The sequence below is a fragment of the Pseudomonas sp. AL10 genome (genome assembly GCF_029960685.1).
In the GTDB taxonomy this organism is placed as follows: Bacteria; Pseudomonadota; Gammaproteobacteria; order Pseudomonadales; family Pseudomonadaceae; genus Aquipseudomonas; species Aquipseudomonas lactis.
This window is the reverse complement of sequence record NZ_JASBQZ010000011.1, coordinates 33789-51224: the sequence shown is the minus strand read 5'-3', so window position 1 is coordinate 51224 and position 17436 is coordinate 33789. Positions and strand designations below refer to the sequence as shown.

18 protein-coding genes are annotated in these 17436 nt (G+C 61.9%); 9 read left to right on the top strand and 9 right to left on the bottom strand.

Going from position 1 to position 17436, the window contains the following annotated elements:
• Positions 1 to 8: 8 nt before the first annotated feature.
• The 6 genes from ptsP to QK296_RS13445 all read right to left on the bottom strand — a co-directional run bounded on the left by ptsP (position 9) and on the right by QK296_RS13445 (position 6779).
• The gene (gene ptsP, locus QK296_RS13470) at positions 9 to 2519 is read right to left on the bottom strand and encodes a phosphoenolpyruvate--protein phosphotransferase (RefSeq protein ID WP_003193981.1); all 2511 of its coding nucleotides are present in this window, start codon (positions 2517 to 2519) and stop codon (positions 9 to 11) included.
• A gap of 30 nt (positions 2520 to 2549) precedes the next feature.
• Positions 2550 to 3572 carry an SIS domain-containing protein gene (locus QK296_RS13465; RefSeq protein ID WP_087149725.1) on the bottom strand — a complete coding sequence of 341 codons (1023 nt, stop codon included), beginning with the start codon at positions 3570 to 3572 and terminating at the stop codon, positions 2550 to 2552.
• Positions 3553 to 4659 (bottom strand): N-acetylglucosamine-6-phosphate deacetylase, encoded by a 1107-nt coding sequence (nagA, locus tag QK296_RS13460; RefSeq protein WP_003193979.1) that lies wholly within the window; start codon positions 4657 to 4659, stop codon positions 3553 to 3555. Before nagA ends, QK296_RS13465 begins: the two co-directional genes overlap by 20 nt.
• A gap of 10 nt (positions 4660 to 4669) precedes the next feature.
• Positions 4670 to 5428 carry a GntR family transcriptional regulator gene (locus QK296_RS13455; RefSeq protein ID WP_003193978.1) on the bottom strand — a complete coding sequence of 253 codons (759 nt, stop codon included), beginning with the start codon at positions 5426 to 5428 and terminating at the stop codon, positions 4670 to 4672.
• Positions 5429 to 5690: 262 nt separating this feature from the next.
• Positions 5691 to 6194 (bottom strand): L,D-transpeptidase family protein, encoded by a 504-nt coding sequence (locus QK296_RS13450; protein WP_003193977.1) that lies wholly within the window; start codon positions 6192 to 6194, stop codon positions 5691 to 5693.
• Positions 6195 to 6230: 36 nt separating this feature from the next.
• A complete protein-coding gene (locus QK296_RS13445) occupies positions 6231 to 6779 on the bottom strand; it encodes an NUDIX hydrolase (RefSeq protein WP_003193976.1) in 549 nt (182 codons plus the stop codon).
• A gap of 147 nt (positions 6780 to 6926) precedes the next feature.
• Here QK296_RS13445 and QK296_RS13440 point away from each other — a divergent pair, with 147 nt between their 5' ends.
• The 5 genes from QK296_RS13440 to purT all read left to right on the top strand — a co-directional run bounded on the left by QK296_RS13440 (position 6927) and on the right by purT (position 10154).
• Positions 6927 to 7529 carry a CoA pyrophosphatase gene (locus QK296_RS13440; RefSeq protein WP_003193975.1) on the top strand — a complete coding sequence of 201 codons (603 nt, stop codon included), beginning with the start codon at positions 6927 to 6929 and terminating at the stop codon, positions 7527 to 7529.
• Between the two features lie 35 nt (positions 7530 to 7564).
• On the top strand, positions 7565 to 8089 hold the full coding sequence (locus tag QK296_RS13435; protein WP_003193974.1) for a gamma carbonic anhydrase family protein: 525 nt from the start codon (positions 7565 to 7567) through the stop codon (positions 8087 to 8089).
• Positions 8086 to 8301, top strand: a complete 216-nt coding sequence (locus QK296_RS13430) for a DUF1289 domain-containing protein (protein WP_003193973.1) — start codon at positions 8086 to 8088, stop codon at positions 8299 to 8301. The genes QK296_RS13435 and QK296_RS13430 overlap by 4 nt, the downstream gene beginning before the upstream one ends.
• A gap of 133 nt (positions 8302 to 8434) precedes the next feature.
• Positions 8435 to 8902, top strand: a complete 468-nt coding sequence (locus tag QK296_RS13425) for a preQ0 transporter (RefSeq protein WP_003193971.1) — start codon at positions 8435 to 8437, stop codon at positions 8900 to 8902.
• A 70-nt stretch (positions 8903 to 8972) separates the two neighbouring features.
• Positions 8973 to 10154 (top strand): formate-dependent phosphoribosylglycinamide formyltransferase, encoded by a 1182-nt coding sequence (purT, locus tag QK296_RS13420; protein WP_003193969.1) that lies wholly within the window; start codon positions 8973 to 8975, stop codon positions 10152 to 10154.
• 121 nt (positions 10155 to 10275) lie between these two features.
• Here the strand turns inward: purT and QK296_RS13415 are convergent, their stop codons facing one another.
• From QK296_RS13415 to ccsA, 3 genes are all read right to left on the bottom strand, one after another.
• Positions 10276 to 11586, bottom strand: coding sequence for an MFS transporter (locus QK296_RS13415; RefSeq protein ID WP_003193968.1), 1311 nt, complete (start codon positions 11584 to 11586; stop codon positions 10276 to 10278).
• A 365-nt stretch (positions 11587 to 11951) separates the two neighbouring features.
• Positions 11952 to 13190 carry a transporter associated domain-containing protein gene (locus QK296_RS13410; protein ID WP_034133592.1) on the bottom strand — a complete coding sequence of 413 codons (1239 nt, stop codon included), beginning with the start codon at positions 13188 to 13190 and terminating at the stop codon, positions 11952 to 11954.
• Between the two features lie 12 nt (positions 13191 to 13202).
• Positions 13203 to 14006: a cytochrome c biogenesis protein CcsA gene (gene ccsA, locus QK296_RS13405; RefSeq protein ID WP_019817239.1), complete on the bottom strand. Its 804-nt coding sequence runs from the start codon at positions 14004 to 14006 to the stop codon at positions 13203 to 13205.
• A gap of 241 nt (positions 14007 to 14247) precedes the next feature.
• On the opposite strand from ccsA, the gene ffh reads away from it, so the two are divergent.
• The 4 genes from ffh to trmD all read left to right on the top strand — a co-directional run bounded on the left by ffh (position 14248) and on the right by trmD (position 17424).
• Complete coding sequence (gene ffh, locus QK296_RS13400) at positions 14248 to 15624, top strand: signal recognition particle protein (RefSeq protein WP_003193965.1); 1377 nt, start codon at positions 14248 to 14250, stop codon at positions 15622 to 15624.
• A gap of 251 nt (positions 15625 to 15875) precedes the next feature.
• Positions 15876 to 16127, top strand: a complete 252-nt coding sequence (gene rpsP, locus QK296_RS13395; RefSeq protein ID WP_003175899.1) for a 30S ribosomal protein S16 — start codon at positions 15876 to 15878, stop codon at positions 16125 to 16127.
• A gap of 5 nt (positions 16128 to 16132) precedes the next feature.
• Positions 16133 to 16669, top strand: coding sequence for a ribosome maturation factor RimM (gene rimM / locus QK296_RS13390; RefSeq protein WP_003175898.1), 537 nt, complete (start codon positions 16133 to 16135; stop codon positions 16667 to 16669).
• Positions 16651 to 17424, top strand: coding sequence for a tRNA (guanosine(37)-N1)-methyltransferase TrmD (trmD, locus tag QK296_RS13385; RefSeq protein WP_153475158.1), 774 nt, complete (start codon positions 16651 to 16653; stop codon positions 17422 to 17424). Before rimM ends, trmD begins: the two co-directional genes overlap by 19 nt.
• Positions 17425 to 17436 lie beyond the last annotated feature (12 nt).

Sequence of the window (17436 nt, the reverse complement as noted above, 5' to 3'; positions counted from 1 at the left end):
TGTTGTTTTCAGCTCAGCGGCCAGTGGTGTTGACAGGCTTGGCGAACGGCCTTGGCGCTGCTCAGGTCGAGCAGCTCAAGGCTCAGTTGCCGGCATTGCGCCGCGTCCAGGTGGCGGACGCGGTCCTTGATTTCGCCGATCTGCGGCGGGCTTACCGACAGTTCGCTGACCCCCAGGCCGACCAGTACCGGCGTGGCCAGTGGGTCAGATGCCAAGGCACCGCATACGCCGACCCAGCGACCATGCTTGGCCGCCCCGGTGCAAGTCTGGGCAATCAACCGCAACAGTGCCGGGTGCAGGGCGTCGACCCGGGCGGCCAGGCCTGCGTGGTCGCGGTCCATGGCCAGGGTGTACTGGGACAGGTCATTGGTGCCGATGGACAAAAAGTCAGCGTGTTTGGCCAACTGCTCGGCCATCAGCGCGGCGGCGGGCACTTCGATCATCACGCCCAGTTCGGGGCGCTGCGTCAGTTCCAGCTCCACGCACAGTTCATCCAGGCGCTGGCGAATCTGCAGCAGTTCATCCACCTCGCTGACCATCGGCAGCAGGATGCGGCAACGCCCCAGCGGCGCGACTTGCAGCAGGGCACGCAGTTGCTGGTCGAGCAGTTCCGGGCGTACCTGGGCCATGCGAATGCCGCGCAGGCCCAGCACCGGGTTGGCCTCGACGGGCAGCGGCAGGTAGTCGAGTTGCTTGTCGCCACCCACGTCGATGGTGCGGATGATTACCGACTTGTCGCCCATGGCATCCAGCACGGCTTGATAGGCCTGGCGTTGCTCCTGTTCATCCGGCGCAGTGCGGCGGTCGACGAACAGAAATTCAGTGCGCAGCAGGCCGATGCCGTCGGCGCCGTTGTCAAACGCCACCTTGGCTTCGGCGCTGGAGGCGACATTCGCGGCGACTTCAACCGTCACGCCATCGGTGGTGCTCGCCGGTTGTTGGGCTTGGGCCTGTTGCTGCTGGCGTCGTAATTTCTGTGTTTCGCGAATCTGGTGAACTTCGGTGTGGCGCGCTTCGCTGGGGGCCAGTTCCAGGCGGCCGTTGGCGGCATCGAGCACCACCCGCTGGCCTTGGGGTACGTCGAGCACTTCATTGCCCAGGGCGACGAGGCACGGCAGGCCTTTGCCCCGGGCCAAAATCGCCACATGGGAGGTCGCACCGCCTTCGGCCATGCAGATGCCAGCGGCCTGTTGCGCGCTCAGTTGCAGCAAGTCCGAAGGCGTCAGCTCATGGGCGCTGACAATCGCCCCCGCCGGCAATTCGAAATGCCAGGCTTCACCCAGCAACGCCCGCAGCACCCGTTGTTGCAGGTCGCGCAGGTCATTGGCACGCTCGGCAAACAGCGGCTTGCCCAACGCCAACAGCACGGCGCATTGGGCCTGGATCGCATCACGCCAGGCGTGGGTGGCGGCGCTGCCTTGTTCGATGGCAGCGGTGGCTGCGTCGAGTAATGCCGGGTCTTCCAGCAGGGCGAGGTGGGCGGCGAAGATCTCTTCTTCTTCGACATTCTTGCGTTGGCGCGCCTGGTCCAGCGTGTTGCGGATTTCGCCGCGCACTTGGTCAAGGGCGGCATCCAGGCGTTGCAGTTGTTCGTCGACGCTATGATTGCCGCTGTCTTGCGGCAGCTCGATGCCCGTCAGGCGGAACAATGGCCCACATACCAGGCCCGGTGCCGCGCATACGCCTTGCAGCACATTGGCTTCGGTATTCGCTCGGCGTGGTGTGGCAACGACCGGCGCGTGATGCTCCGCGTGGATCGCCACGGACAGCGCGGCGACCAATGCCTGTAACGCCGCCTCGCCATCCTTGCCACGGCAGGTCACCCGTACCTCGTCACCTTCGCCAATACCCAGCCCCATCAGGCCGATCAGGCTGTCGCAAGCCGCGGTTTTATCACCGAAGTGCAGCTGCGATTGGCTGCTGAAGCCCTGGGCAGTCTTGCGGATCAGCGCGGCAGGGCGCGCATGCAAGCCGCCACGGTGGGTGATGCGCACCGTGGCGCTCACTTCTGCGACCGAGTTATCCACAGCGGTTTGAACCGGCGCGGATGTGCGCAGGGCAATGCGCATCAGCGCTTCACCGACCTTCACGGTCTTGCTCGCGATGGGTTGCAGCTCGAAGCGGTCACTGTTGGTGAGGATGATCAGGCTCACCAGGCTCTTGCACTGGCGCGCAATACGATCCAGGTCAAACTGCACCAACGGCTGGCCCTCGCTTACCCGTGCGCCTTCCTTCACCAGCAAGGCAAAGCCTTCGCCATTGAGCTCAACAGTGTCGATGCCGATATGCATCAACACTTCGGCACCGTTGTCGGCGCGAAGCGTTAGCGCATGCCCGGTGCGGGCGACATGGATGATCACGCCGTCGCAGGGCGCCTGCAGGCAATCGTTCAGCGGGTCGATAGCGAGACCGTCGCCCATGGCGCCGCTGGCGAACACTTCGTCGGGGACGCGGTTCAGGGCCAGCACCGGCCCACTCAAGGGGGCGCTAAGGGTCAATGGATTATTGTTGTTGGGCATGGGCACGGTACTCATCAGGAAAACGCCGCTTTAGTGCGTACGGGTGACTTTGCTCAGGTGACGCGGCTGGTCCGGGTCCATACCTCGCGCCTCGGCAAGGCCTGCGGCCATCACGTAGAAACTCTGGATCGCCAGGATCGGGTCCAGGCTTGGGTGTTCAGCGCGGCTCAGGGTCAGGTCGCGTTCGGCGATGTCATCCGGCGCAGCCAGCAGCACGCGGGCACCGCGTTGGCGCATATCGGCGGCCAGGCTCAACAGGCCGGCCTGCTCGGCGCCGCGTGGGGCGAACACCAGCAAGGGGTAGTTCTCGTCGATCAGCGCCATCGGCCCGTGGCGCACTTCGGCGCTGCTGAAGGCTTCGGCCTGGATCGCCGAGGTTTCCTTGAGCTTGAGCGCGGCTTCCTGGGCGATGGCAAACCCGGCGCCTCGGCCGATGACCATCAAGCGCTGGCTGCCTTTAAGGGCGTCGATGGCCGTGCGCCAATCCTGTGTGGCGGCGTCACGCAGGCCATCGGGCAAGGCCTGACAGGCTTGCAGCAAGTCGGCTTCCTGATTCCAGTGGCCGATCAGTTGCGCACTGGCGCTGAGGGTGGCGATAAAACTTTTGGTGGCGGCCACGCTGAGTTCCGGCCCGGCGCACAGCGGCACATGGAATTCGCATGCGGCTTCCAGTGGCGAGTCTTCGGCGTTGACCAGCGAGATGCTCAAGGCGCCACGTTTGCGTAACAGGCGCAGGCTATTGACCAGATCCGGGCTCTGCCCCGATTGGGAGAAACCAAACGCTACCTGGCCGCTGACTTTCATCGGCGCCTGCAACAGGGTCACCACCGACATCGGCAGCGACGCCACGGGAATGCCCACGTGCTGCATGGCCAGGTAAGCGAAGTAACTGGCGGCGTGGTCGGAGCTGCCGCGGGCGATGGTCATCGCCACTTGCGGTGGCTGGCGGCGCAGGCGCCCGGCGACTTCTTCCAGCATGGGATTCAGGCGTTGCAGTTGGGCCGCGACGGCGTCGCAGGAGGCCAGGGCCTCTTCAAGCATTTTTGAAGTCAATGGTGTCTCCTTCGACCATTACGTCGGTGAGTGTCAGGGAGCGGTCCAGGCGCACGCAGTCGGCAAAGCTGCCGGGTTGCAGGCGGCCGCGTTCTTCCAGGCCCAGGTAGTCCGCAGGAAATTGCGACAGGCGTTGTGAGGCTTCACTGATTGGCAGGCCGATTTTCACCAGGTTGCGCAGCGCCTGATCCATGGTCAGGGTGCTGCCGGCCAGGGTGCCGTCGGCCAGGCGCACGCCGCCCAGGCATTTGGTCACGGTGTGGCTGCCCAGCTTGTATTCGCCATCGGGCATACCGGCGGCGGCGGTGGAGTCGGTGACGCAGTACAGGCAGGGGATCGAGCGCAACGCCACGCGCATGGCGCCGGGGTGCACATGCAGCAAGTCCGGGATCAGCTCGGCGTACTGGGCGTGGGCCAGCGCGGCGCCGACGATGCCGGGTTCGCGGTGATGCAGCGGGCTCATGGCGTTGTACAAGTGGGTGAAGCTGGTGGCGCCAGCGGCCAGGGCGGCAACGCCTTCTTCATAGCTGCCCAGGGTGTGGCCGATCTGCATGCGCACGCCGCGTTCGCTGAGGGCGCGGATCAGAGCGTCGTGGCCGGCGATTTCCGGGGCGATGGTGATCACCCGGATCGGCGCCAGGCGCAGGTAGGCTTCCACTTCCTGCATCAACGCGGTGTGGGCGAAGTTGGGTTGGGCGCCGAGTTTTCCCGGATTGATGTAGGGGCCTTCCAGGTGCACGCCGAGTACGCGGGCGCTGCCGGCTGGCCGCTGTTCGCAGAACGTGCCGAGCTCACCGAGTACCCGGGAGATTTCTTCCACCGGCGCCGTCATGGTGGTGGCCAGCAGCGAGGTGGTGCCAAAACGCACGTGGGTACGGGTAATGGTCTCGAAGGCGCCCGCACCTTCCATGATGTCCGCGCCGCCACCGCCATGCACATGCAGGTCGATAAAGCCCGGCAGCAGGTAGGGCAGGTCGTTGTCGGCCGGGTCGCACGGCGTGCCGTCAATGGCGACAACCTTGCCGTGCTCATGCACCAGGCGACCGCGCATCCAGCCGCTGGGCGTGAGGATATTGTCTTCAGTCATGGGCAGTTCTCTAAGTTCGCAATTCGGCGGAATAATCATGGCGGCGCAGCTCTGCGACAAAGTCGTAGTAGTCGTTGCGGCAGTAGGTGTCGGTGATCTCAATCGGCGTGTTGTCGGCGGTGTAGCCCACGCGGGTCATCAGCAGCATGGCGGTGCCGGGGGCGATGCCCACCAGCGCGGCAAACTCATCCGAGGCATTGATCGCCTGGATATGCTGCAAGGCGCGCACGATGGGCTTGCCGATGCTTTCCAGGTATTCGTACAACGAATTGCCGATGGCCTGGGGGTGGGGCAACACCGACGCTGGCATGGCAGTCATTTCAATCGCCATCACCGTGTCATCGGCTTTGCGCAGGCGCTTGAGGCGCGCCACTTTGTCGGTGGGCGACAGGCCCAGGCGGATCAGTTCTTCATGGGTCGGCGGGGTGATGTCGCGTTCCAGCCACTGGGATGTGGGCACAAAACCCTTGAGCCGCAGCATTTCGCTGAACCCCGACAGGCGCGACAAGGGTTGTTCCAGGCGCGGCGTGATAAAGGTGCCGGAGCCTTGGCTGCGACGGATCAGGCCTTGAGCCAGCAACACTTCCAGCGCTTTACGAGCGGTGACCCGCGAGATGCTCAACTGCTCGCTGAGGGCGCGTTCCGAAGGCAGGGCCTGTTCGGATTTCCACTGGCCGGCATGGATCGCTGCTTCAAGGCTGCGGGCCAGTTGCAGGTACAGCGGCGTGGATTGCTTGTCGTCGGGGCGCAGGGCCAGGATGGGGTTCATCTGTCAGGTTTCCGATGCGTTATTGGAGTGTTGTCGCCCGGTAATGGCCGAAAACTAATACCACTTAAATACCATGTCAATGCTACCAAAACGGTGCGAATCCCGGTTTCAAGGCACTTTAATGGGGCTTGGTATCAAGTGGTATTAGAGAGGTCTTTGTGGCGCGCATAAGTGCAGGGTCCCGCGCGGTGAACTGGTATTCACCGGCAAGCGCTGCCTGGGGCAGGAATTATTTTCGAATTATTTTACGAACGGCGTGGGATTACGGCCGAATCTCGATGAGGGTGCCGTCTTTGACCAGGTTCCACACTTCGCGCATATCCACGTTGCGCATGCCGATGCAGCCGTCGGTCCAGTCCAGGGTGTGAAACCACTGTTCCGGGTAGTCTTCAGTGTCGGGGGTGCCATGGATCATGATCATGCTGCCCGGCTTCACGCCTTCGCGGCGTGCGCGGGCGGCGTCGCTGATGTTCGGGTAGGAAATGTGCATGGCCAGGTTGAAGCGGTCGCTGGTCTTGCGCCAGTCGAGCCAGTAGAGGCCTTCGGGCGTGCGGCGGTCGCCTTCGATCAGCTTGTGGCCCTTGGGGTTCTTGCCCAGGGAAATGCGATAGGTCTTGAACGGCTTGCCGTCGTTGATCAACTGCAGCTGGTGGGCGGACTTGAGTACCAGGACTTTCTCGACCGTTTTACCACCAAGGGTTTGCACCGTGGAGGCCGGGGACAGCGTGGCGAACGACAGGCAGATCAGAGCAAGCAACCAACGCATTGAAACGGTATCCCTTTGGCGACATTGGCCGGCTTGTTATTGGGCGGGCTTGGACAGCGGTGGCACAGATTCGCTACGTACCGGGTACGCCTGTTGGCGACGGTCAGCGAAGAAGCATTCTAAGGTACGCCCGACCGTGCGGAAAGCCAGCTCGGACCAAGGGATATCGGCTTCGTCGAACAGCCTCACTTCCAGGCTCTCCTGGCCAGCGGCGAAGTCCAGATCGATCAATTCGGCGCGGTAGAAGATATGCACCTGACTGATGTGCGGCACATTGATCAGGGTATAGATGCTTAAGTTGCGCACCCGGGCGCAGGCTTCTTCCAGGGTTTCACGCATGGCGGCCTGTTCGACGGTCTCGCCATTTTCCATAAAGCCGGCGGGCAGGGTCCAGTAACCCAGGCGTGGCTCGATGGCGCGGCGGCACAGCAGCACTTGGTCGCCCCACACCGGCACGGTACCGGCGACGATATTGGGGTTCTGGTAATGAATGGTCGAGCAGTGATCGCATACATAACGCAGGCGCGCGTCGCCTTCGGGAATACGTTGGGTCACCGGTTTGCCGCACTGGCTGCAGAAATTCATGCTGGGGTTCCTGGAGAATGGGCACATCTTGGCTTGGTGCCGGGCGTTCCTGCAAGTTGTCGTTTAGCGACAGCTCTGCGGTTTTGGGGTTGGGCGCTCGCACGCTTTGGTGCATGATGCAAGGTAGCCAACAGACCGAGATGACTCATGCTGGACGAGCTACTTCGCCGGGTAAGCAATCACACCCCCCATACCCTGGAAACCGACGGGCGTTTCCCCGAGGCGGCGGTGCTGGTGCCGATTACCCGCAGTGACGAACCCGAGCTGATCCTGACCCTGCGCGCCAGCGGGCTGTCGACCCACGGTGGCGAAGTGGCCTTTCCCGGCGGGCGCCGCGACCCCGAAGACCCGGACCTGATCTTTACCGCTTTGCGCGAAGCCGAAGAAGAAATCGGCCTGCCGCCGGGGCTGGTTGAAGTCATTGGCCCGTTGAGCCCGCTGATTTCCCTGCACGGCATCCGCGTAACGCCCTATGTGGGCGTGGTCCCCGATTACGTCGAATACCTGGCCAACGACGCCGAGATTGCCGCCGTTTTCAGCGTGCCTTTGGACTTTTTCCGACAGGACCCACGCGAACATACCCACCGCATTGATTACCAGGGCCGCAGTTGGTATGTGCCCAGCTACCGGTTCGGCGAATACAAAATCTGGGGGCTGACGGCAATCATGATTGTCGAACTGATCAACCTGCTCTATGACGATGCCAAGATCAGCCTGCACCAGCCACCCAAGAGCTTCATCAATCTATAAGCCATCGTTTAAATGGCAAGCCGTGAGGAAAAACCATGAAGTACCGCCTGGGCGACGCCCGCGTCGAGATGCACCCCCACAGCTGGGTGGCACCCAATGCCACCCTGGTGGGCAAGGTCAAGCTGGAGGAGGGCGCCAACGTCTGGTTCAACGCGGTATTGCGTGGCGATAACGAGCTGATCCTGATCGGCAAGAACAGCAACGTGCAGGACGGCAGCGTGATGCACACCGACATGGGCTACCCGCTGACCCTGGGCACTGGCGTGACCATTGGCCATAACGCCATGCTGCACGGCTGCACCGTCGACGACTACAGCCTGATTGGTATCAACGCGGTGATCCTCAACGGCGCCAAGATCGGCAAGCACTGCATCATTGGCGCTAACTCGCTGATCGGCGAAGGCAAGGAAATCCCCGATGGCTCGCTGGTCATGGGCTCGCCAGGCAAAGTGGTGCGTGAGCTGACCGAGGCGCAAAAGCGCATGCTCGAAGCCAGCGCCGCGCACTATGTGCATAACGCGCAGCGTTATGCCCGTGACCTGGCTGAGCAGCAGGAATGAGCACAATTGAACGACCGGTCGCCTCGCCCTGCGTGAGCATTTGCGCACTGGATGATGACGATATCTGCACCGGCTGCCAGCGCAATGTGGATGAAATCACGCGCTGGAGCCGCATGGACAACGCCGAGCGCCGGGTGGTGCTGGGGTTGTGCCATGAACGGGCGGTGGCGAGTGGGATGATGTGGATGACCCCTGGGAAATCCGGCGCCTGACAGGCCGCCATCTCCCACCCTTGATGTGTGAATACCGTCAAATGTGGGAGCTGGCTTGCCTGCGATGAGGCCCTGCCAGACGACATCCTTGTAATTGTGTACCCTGTGCGGCATTACCCACAGGTCCATCCCCATGTTTTTCCTGATCGCCTACATCAGCAGCGTCGTGCTGATCAACTTCGCCTTCTCCACCGCCCCGCACTTGGACGTTATCTGGTCCGCCTGGGGCGGCCTGGTATTTATCCTGCGTGACATGGTGCAAACCCGCTTCGGCCACGGCGCAATCATCGCCATGCTGGCGGCGCTGGTGCTGTCCTATATCACCTCCGACCCGTCCATCGCCCTGGCCAGTGCCACGGCGTTTGCGGTGTCCGAGTGCATTGACTGGCTGGTGTTCAGCATCACCAAGCGCCCGCTGCATGACCGCCTGTGGATAAGTTCGGCGCTGAGCATTCCCCTCGACACCTTTATCTTTTTCGGCCTGATCGGCGCACTGACGCCGGCGGTGGCGGGCACGGCGTTGGTGTCCAAATTCGCCGGGGTCACCGTGGTCTGGCTGATCATGGCCTGGCGCATCCGCCGGCGGGCTGTCGCCAACTGAGGCCAATTTTTGCAGTTCATGTAAAATGCCGGCCTTTCTCCCCCATGATCCGCTCCCCTGAGGACCTGAGATGACCCGAATCGGAACTCCATTGTCGCCAACCGCGACCCGCGTTTTGCTGTGTGGCTGCGGTGAGCTGGGCAAGGAAGTGGTAATCGAACTGCAGCGCCTGGGCGTTGAAGTGATTGCCGTGGATCGCTACGCCAATGCGCCGGCCATGCAGGTGGCGCACCGTAGCCATGTGATCAACATGCTCGACGGTGCTGCATTGCGTGCGGTGATCGAGGCGGAGAAGCCGCATTTCATCGTGCCGGAAATCGAAGCCATCGCCACCGCGACATTGGTCGAGCTGGAGGCCGAAGGTTTCACCGTGATCCCCACCGCCCGCGCCACGTCGCTGACCATGAACCGTGAAGGCATCCGTCGCCTGGCCGCCGAAGAGCTGGACCTGCCGACCTCGCCGTACCACTTCGCCGATACCTTCGAAGACTACAGCAAGGCGGTCCAGGACCTGGGCTTTCCGTGCGTGGTCAAGCCGGTGATGAGTTCGTCGGGCAAGGGCCAGAGCCTGTTGCGCAGCGCCGACGACGTGCAGAAAGCCTGGGACTACGCCCAAGAGGGCGGGCGTGCCGGCAAGGGCCGGGTGATCATCGAAGGTTTTATCGACTTCGACTACGAAATCACCCTGCTGACCGTGCGCCACATCGGTGGTACTACTTTCTGCGCGCCGGTGGGGCATCGCCAGGAGAAGGGCGATTACCAAGAGTCCTGGCAGCCACAGGCTATGAGCCCGGTTGCCTTGGCAGAATCCGAGCGCGTTGCCAAGGCGGTAACCGAAGCCTTGGGCGGTCGTGGTCTGTTTGGTGTGGAATTGTTCATCAAGGGCGATCAGGTGTGGTTCAGCGAAGTGTCGCCGCGCCCCCATGACACTGGCCTGGTGACCCTGATTTCCCAGGATCTGTCGCAGTTTGCCCTGCACGCACGCGCCATTCTCGGCCTGCCGATCCCGTTGATCCGCCAGTTCGGCCCTTCGGCGTCGGCGGTGATTCTGGTGGAAGGGCAGTCCACCCAGACCGCATTCGCCAACCTTGGCGCCGCGCTGAGCGAGCCGGATACAGCGTTGCGTCTGTTTGGCAAACCTGAAGTGAACGGCCAGCGCCGCATGGGCGTGGCACTGGCGCGGGACGAGTCGATTGAAGCGGCTCGTGCCAAGGCGACCCGTGCTTCCCAAGCAGTTGTTGTAGAGCTCTAAGCCGCCACGCTCGTTCCCACGCTTTGCGTGGGAATGCCTCTTGTGACGCTCTGCGTCGCGCTTGGGGACGCAGAGCGTCCCTAACTGCATTCCCACGCAGAGCGTGGGAACGAGCATGGGGTCAGGCAACCTTGTTCAAATCATTATCCCGCGTCTCTTTCAGGCACAGCACCGCAATCAAACTCAGCAACGCTGCCGCCGACACATACCCCCCGACATAACTCAGCCCGCCCATCGCCACCAGCTTGGTCGCGAAGAACGGCGCCGCCGAGGCCCCCACGATCCCGCCCAGGTTATACGCCGCCGATGCACCGGTATAACGCACGCGGGTCGGGAACAATTCCGGCAGCAGGGCGCCCATCGGTGCGAACGTCACGCCCATCAAAAACAGCTCCAGGGCCAAAAACAGCGCCACGGCCCAGGTGGAGCCATGGGTCAGCAGCGGCTCCATGGTAAAGCCCGACAGAATCGCCAGGACCGCACCGACGATCAACACCGGCTTGCGCCCGTAGCGATCACTGGCCAAGGCGGCCAATGGTGTCGCCAGCCCCATGAATAGCACCGCAAAGCACAGCAGGCCGAGGAAGGTTTCACGGCTGTAGCCCAGGGTGGAAACGCCGTAGCTCAACGAAAACGCCGTGGTGATATAGAACAGCGCGTAGCACACCACCATCGACGCGGCGCCCAGCAGTACCGGCAGCCAATGCTGGCTGAACAGCTCCACCAGCGGCACTTTCACCGGTTTTTCCTTGGCCACGGCATTGGCGAATACCGGCGTCTCATGCAGTTTGAGGCGCGCATACAGGCCCACCATCACCAGTGCGGCGCTGAGGATGAACGGAATTCGCCAGCCCCAGCTGCGAAATTGCTCGTCATTCAGGCTCATGGCCAGAATCAGAAACAAGCCGTTGGCCGCCAGGAAGCCAATCGACGGGCCCAACTGCGGGAACATGCCGAACCAGGCGCGTTTGCCCTTGGGCGCGTTCTCGGTTGCCAGTAAGGCCGCACCGCCCCATTCCCCGCCCAGGCCCAGGCCTTGGCCGAAGCGCAAAACACACAAGAGAATCGGCGCCCAGGCACCGATGCTGTCGTAGCCCGGCAGCAAGCCGATCAAGGTGGTACATACCCCCATCAATAGCAGCGAAGCCACCAGGGTGGATTTGCGGCCGATACGGTCGCCGAAGTGGCCGAACAACGCCGACCCCAACGGGCGGGCGATAAAGGCGATGCCGAAGGTCAGGAACGAGGCCAGCATCTGCGCGGTGCCGGAGGTCTGGGGGAAGAACACCGGACCGATCACCAGGGCGGCAGCCGTGGCGTAGATGTAGAAATCGTAGAACTCAATGGCGGTGCCGACGATGCTCGCCGTGGCGACGCGGGCGGTCGAGTTGGCAGGTGCGGCGCTCGCGGCCTCTTGGTAGGTGGTGCTCATAACGTTATCCCTGACGGTTATTGCGCGTTTGGACGCGGATTATTATTGGTCGAACACCCATGGATCAGGGCTGTGCGCGGGGCGGCTCGGGATGGGAGCAAACACCGGTCGGACATGGTAAGGCGGTGCCAGGACACGCTGGGTGCGGGTAGCACGCGGTCGGGCGGGGCTTGGGTAAGCCGCAGGGATTATAGGAAGGGGGCTAAGGATCCAACAAGGGGCCGGTGAGGATCTATGGCCTGGAACTGGATCAATGTGGGAGCTGGCTTGCCTGCGATAGCATCACCTCGGTTCAATTGAAGGACCGAGTCGCCTGCATCGCAGGCAAGCCAGCTCCCACATTGACCGGGTTGAGCCTGCTGAGGTCAGGCGGCCACCGGCACATGGCTGGTATGCCAGATCAACACCTTGCTCACCCGGTTGTCCTCGGTCTCGAGGATTTCCAGGCGATAACGGCCGACTTTCAGGCACACCGCGCAATCGGGGATGGTCTCCAGCGCCTCGGTCACCAGGCCGTTGAGGGTCTTGGGACCGTCGCTGGGCAGGTGCCAGCCCAGGCTTTTGTTCAGTTCGCGGATCGAGGCGGCGCCATCGATGATGTAGCGACCATCGGGCTGGGCTTCGATATGCGGGTTATCCACAGCCTGATCGCTTTCGAATTCGCCGACGATCTCTTCCAGAATATCTTCCAGGGTGACGATGCCCAACACTTCACCGTACTCGTCCACCACCATGCCCAGGCGCCGCTGCTGCTTGTGGAAGTTCAGCAGTTGCAGCTGCAACGGCGTGCTTTCCGGCACGAAGTAAGGCTCGTGGCAGGCGGCGAGCAGGGCCTCTTTGGTCAGGCTGGCGTCAGGCAGCAGGTGTTGGACCTGCCGGGTATTGAGCACGGCCTGCACCTGGTTGATGTCGCTGTGGAACACCGGCAAACGGGTGCGTGGTGAGGTGCGCAACTGTTCGATAATGTCCTCTATCGGCTCATCGAGGTTGATGCCGTCCACTTCGCTGCGCGGCACCAGAATGTCGTTGACCGTGATGTTGTCCAGGGCATGGATGCCGGGCAGGCCGGGAGTGCGGTCGGCGTCGGTGTCGGGCTCTGGGTCGTCATCATGGTCTGGCAGGGGCTCGTCGCTGTTTTTCACCACGCCGGATTTGCGTGCAAACGGGCGCAATAACAGCAGGCTGATGCCATTGAGCAGCCAGGCCAGGGGGTAGAGGATTTTCAGCGGCACGCCCAGCAATGTATTGCCAAAGCCCAGCACTGCTTGCGGGTGACGGGTGGCCAGGGTGCGGGGCAGGTAGTCGGCCAGCACCAGCAGCCCTGCGCAGGAAATCAGCCAGCCCAGCCAGGGCCCGTTCTCTGCCCAGGCATAGATCGCCAGCAGGGTGCAGAGAATCACCACGGCGGCGCGGCACAGGCTGTTGCACAGGATCAGGCTATGGCGCGGGAAGCTCAGGCGTGCGGCCGCCTTGTCGCCCTGGCGGGTGCCGGGGCGCAGGGCCAACAGATGCTGTTGTGCGGCTTCGATGGCGGTAAACAGTGCTGCCCATAGAATAAGCAGGGCAATTACAGCGAGCATCGGCCCTAAGGGCAAGTTGTCCATGATCACTGCTCGTCAGATATGCAGGATGTATTCGCGAACCAGCTTGCTGCCGAAATAGGCCAGCATCAACAGGCAGAAACCGGCCAGGGTCCAGCGGATGGCCTTGTGCCCCCGCCAGCCGAGGCGGTTGCGCCCCCACAGCAGCACGCTGAACACCACCCACGCCAGGCACGCCAGCAAGGTTTTATGCACCAGGTGTTGGGCAAACAGGTTCTCGACGAACAGCCAGCCGGAGATCAGCGACAGCGACAGCAGCGTCCAGCCGGCCCACAGGAACCCGAACAGCAGGCTTTCCATGGTTTGCAGCGGTGGGAAGTTCTTGATCAGCCCGGAGGGGTGCTTGTGCTTGAGCTGGTGATCCTGCAGCAGCAGGAGCAGGGCCTGGAACACCGCGATGGTGAACATGCCGTAGGCAAGGATCGACAGCAGGATGTGGGCGAGGATGCCCGGCTCCTCGTCGATCACCTGTACGGTGCCGGTGGGGGTGAACTGCGCCAGCAGCACCGTGAGCATTCCCAGGGGGAATAGCAGCACCAGCAGGTTCTCCACCGGAATCCGGTAGCAGGCCAGCAGCGTCAGCGCGATGACGGCCGCGGCGATCAGGCTGGCGGCGCTGAAAAAGTCCAGGCCCAGGCCAACCGGGGTCATCAGGTGGGTGAACAGGCTGGCGGCATGGGCCAGCAGGGCCAGCACGCCAAGGCCGACGAGCAGACGTTTGTCCGCTTTGGCGCCTTGGGCCAGACGAGTGCCCTGATAGAGGGTCGCAGCGGCATACAAAATGGCGGCGGCGAGGCTGGGTAGCAAACTGGGTGACAAAGGGAGCATAAATCCTGGTAGGCAAGCCCGAAAGGCGTTGAGTTTGGCACACACCTGCGTTGCACGAAAGACTCCCGCGCCAGACAGCGGGTGTGCATGGGCGCAGTCTTCGCTATAATCCGCGACCTGCCCACGCCGCAGGCTCGGCGAACGCTGTTTTTAATAGCGCTTTCCCCCAGCCTGGGCCGCCATTACCTCGGTCTACCTGCATTTCGATGAGTAGGGCCTGAAAGGATCGCGCATGTTTGAAAACTTGACTGACCGTCTCTCGCAGACGCTGCGCCACGTTACCGGCAAGGCCAAGCTGACCGAGGACAATATTAAAGACACCCTGCGTGAAGTGCGCATGGCGTTGCTGGAAGCCGACGTGGCTTTGCCGGTGGTGAAGGACTTCGTCAACTCGGTCAAGGAACGTGCGGTCGGCACCGAAGTGTCCCGCAGCCTGACCCCGGGCCAGGCCTTTGTGAAGATCGTCCAGGCCGAACTCGAAAGCCTGATGGGCGCGGCCAACGAAGATCTGAACCTCAGCGCCGTGCCGCCAGCCGTCGTGCTGATGGCGGGCCTGCAAGGTGCGGGTAAAACCACCACCGCCGGCAAACTGGCGCGCTTCCTTAAAGAGCGCAAGAAGAAATCCGTGATGGTGGTGTCGGCCGACGTGTACCGTCCGGCGGCCATCAAGCAGTTAGAAATGCTCGCGGGCGAAGTGGGCGTGACCTTCTTCCCGTCCGACCTGAGCCAGAAGCCGGTCGACATCGCCAACGCCGCTATTAAAGAAGCCAAGCTGAAGTTCATCGACGTGGTTATCGTCGATACCGCCGGTCGCCTGCACATCGACGAAGAGATGATGGGCGAGATCAAGGCGCTGCATGCCGCGATCAACCCGGTCGAGACCCTGTTCGTGGTCGACGCCATGACCGGCCAGGATGCGGCCAACACCGCCAAGGCCTTTGGTGACGCACTGCCGCTGACCGGCGTGATCCTCACCAAGGTCGACGGCGACGCCCGTGGCGGTGCCGCGCTGTCGGTACGTGCCATTACTGGCAAGCCGATCAAGTTCATCGGTATGGGCGAGAAGAGCGAAGCGCTCGAGCCGTTCCACCCTGAGCGTATCGCCTCGCGCATTCTCGGCATGGGTGACGTACTCAGCCTGATCGAGCAGGCCGAAGCCACGCTCGACAAGGACAAGGCCGACAAACTGGCCAAGAAGCTGAAGAAGGGCAAGGGCTTCGACCTCGAAGACTTCCGCGACCAGCTGCAACAGATGAAGAACATGGGCGGCCTCGGCGGCCTGATGGACAAGCTGCCCAACATCGGCGGTGTGAACCTGGCGCAAATGGGCAACGCCCAGGGTGCGGCAGAGAAGCAGTTCAAGCAGATGGAAGCCATCATCAACTCCATGACCCCGGCCGAGCGCCGCGACCCTGAGCTGATCAGTGGTTCGCGCAAACGCCGGATCGCCATGGGCTCCGGCACCCAGGTGCAGGACATCGGTCGCTTGATCAAGCAGCACAAGCAGATGCAGAAGATGATGAAGAAATTCTCCGCCAAGGGCGGTATGGCCAAGATGATGCGCGGCATGGGCGGTATGTTGCCCGGCGGCGGCATGCCGAAAATGTAAAGTATTCGAGCGCAAGCCTTGCTTGCGCTCCGCCCCACAGGGATGTGGGATCTCCAGCAAACCCGCCGTTGGCGGGCGCTGACTCGCCGTTTTAACCGACGGCTCTATAGCAGATCTGAATGGCACGCTGATAGGCGCCAGAAAAAGACATTTGCAAAAGTCCGGATATTCCTTAGAATATGCGGCCTTTCGGGCACCTATGCCCGCTGTGCATTTAGATTTGCAGCACCGACTACAGGAACGATGTTCACATGCTAACAATCCGTCTTGCCCTTGGCGGCTCCAAAAAGCGCCCGTTTTACCACTTGACCGTAACCGACAGCCGCAACCCGCGTGACGGTTCGCACAAGGAACAGGTTGGTTTCTTCAACCCTGTTGCTCGTGGTCAAGAAGTTCGTCTGTCCGTGAACCAAGAGCGCGTAGCCTACTGGCTGAGCGTTGGCGCACAGCCATCCGAGCGCGTTGCAAAACTGTTGAAGGACTCGGCTAAGGCCGCAGCCTGAGCAATATGAACGCGACGCCAGCTGTTGCTGATGATTTGATCGTTATCGGCAAGATTTACTCTGTTCATGGCGTTCGCGGCGAAGTGAAGGTGTATTCCTTTACTGATCCGACTGAAAACCTGTTGCAGTACAAAACCTGGACGCTCAAGCGCGAAGGGAGTGTGAAGCAGGTTGAGCTGGTCAGTGGACGCGGGAGCGACAAGTTCCTGGTCGCAAAGCTCAAGGGTCTTGATGACCGTGAAGAAGCTCGTCTTCTGGCCGGTTATGAGATCTGCGTGCCGCGCAACCTGTTCCCTGAATTGACCGACGGCGAGTACTACTGGTACCAGCTGGAAGGTCTGAAGGTTATTGATCAACTCGGGCAATTGCTGGGGAAAATCGATCATCTTCTGGAAACCGGCGCCAATGATGTAATGGTGGTCAAGCCTTGCGCTGGCAGCCTGGATGACCGTGAACGCCTGTTGCCCTATACCGAGCAATGCGTGTTGGCCGTCGACCTGGCAGCGGGCGAGATGAAGGTGGAATGGGACGCGGACTTCTAAGCGTGGCTAATTTGCGCATTGAAGTGATCAGTTTGTTTCCCGAGATGTTTTCCGCCATCAGCGAGTACGGCATCACCAGTCGGGCGGTGAAACAGGGGCTGTTGCAGCTCACCTGTTGGAACCCGCGAGACTACACGACGGATCGACATCACACTGTGGACGATCGCCCATTTGGCGGTGGCCCGGGCATGGTGATGAAGATCAAGCCCCTGGAAGATGCGTTGGTTCAGGCCAAGGCAGCCGCCGGGGAGAAGGCGAAGGTAATTTACCTGTCCCCTCAAGGCCGTCAGCTGAAACAGGCGGCGGTACGCGAACTGGCGAATGAGGAAAGTTTGATCCTGATTGCCGGTCGCTATGAAGGCATTGACGAGCGTTTTATTGAAGCTCATGTCGATGAAGAGTGGTCGATTGGGGACTATGTCCTGTCTGGCGGCGAGCTGCCGGCGATGGTCCTGATAGATGCGGTTACACGACTGCTGCCCGGAGCTTTAGGGCATGCGGACTCCGCGGAGGAAGATTCCTTCACGGATGGTTTGCTGGATTGCCCGCACTACACCCGTCCGGAGGTGTATGTGGATCAGCGTGTTCCCGACGTATTGCTAAGTGGCAATCACGCACACATCCGGCGTTGGCGTTTACAGCAGTCCCTTGGTCGGACCTATGAACGACGCGCCGATCTTCTGGAAAGCCGCTCGCTTTCTGGAGAAGAGAAGAAGCTGCTCGAGGAATACATCCTCGCGCGGGACGATAGTTAACAACGTATCGAT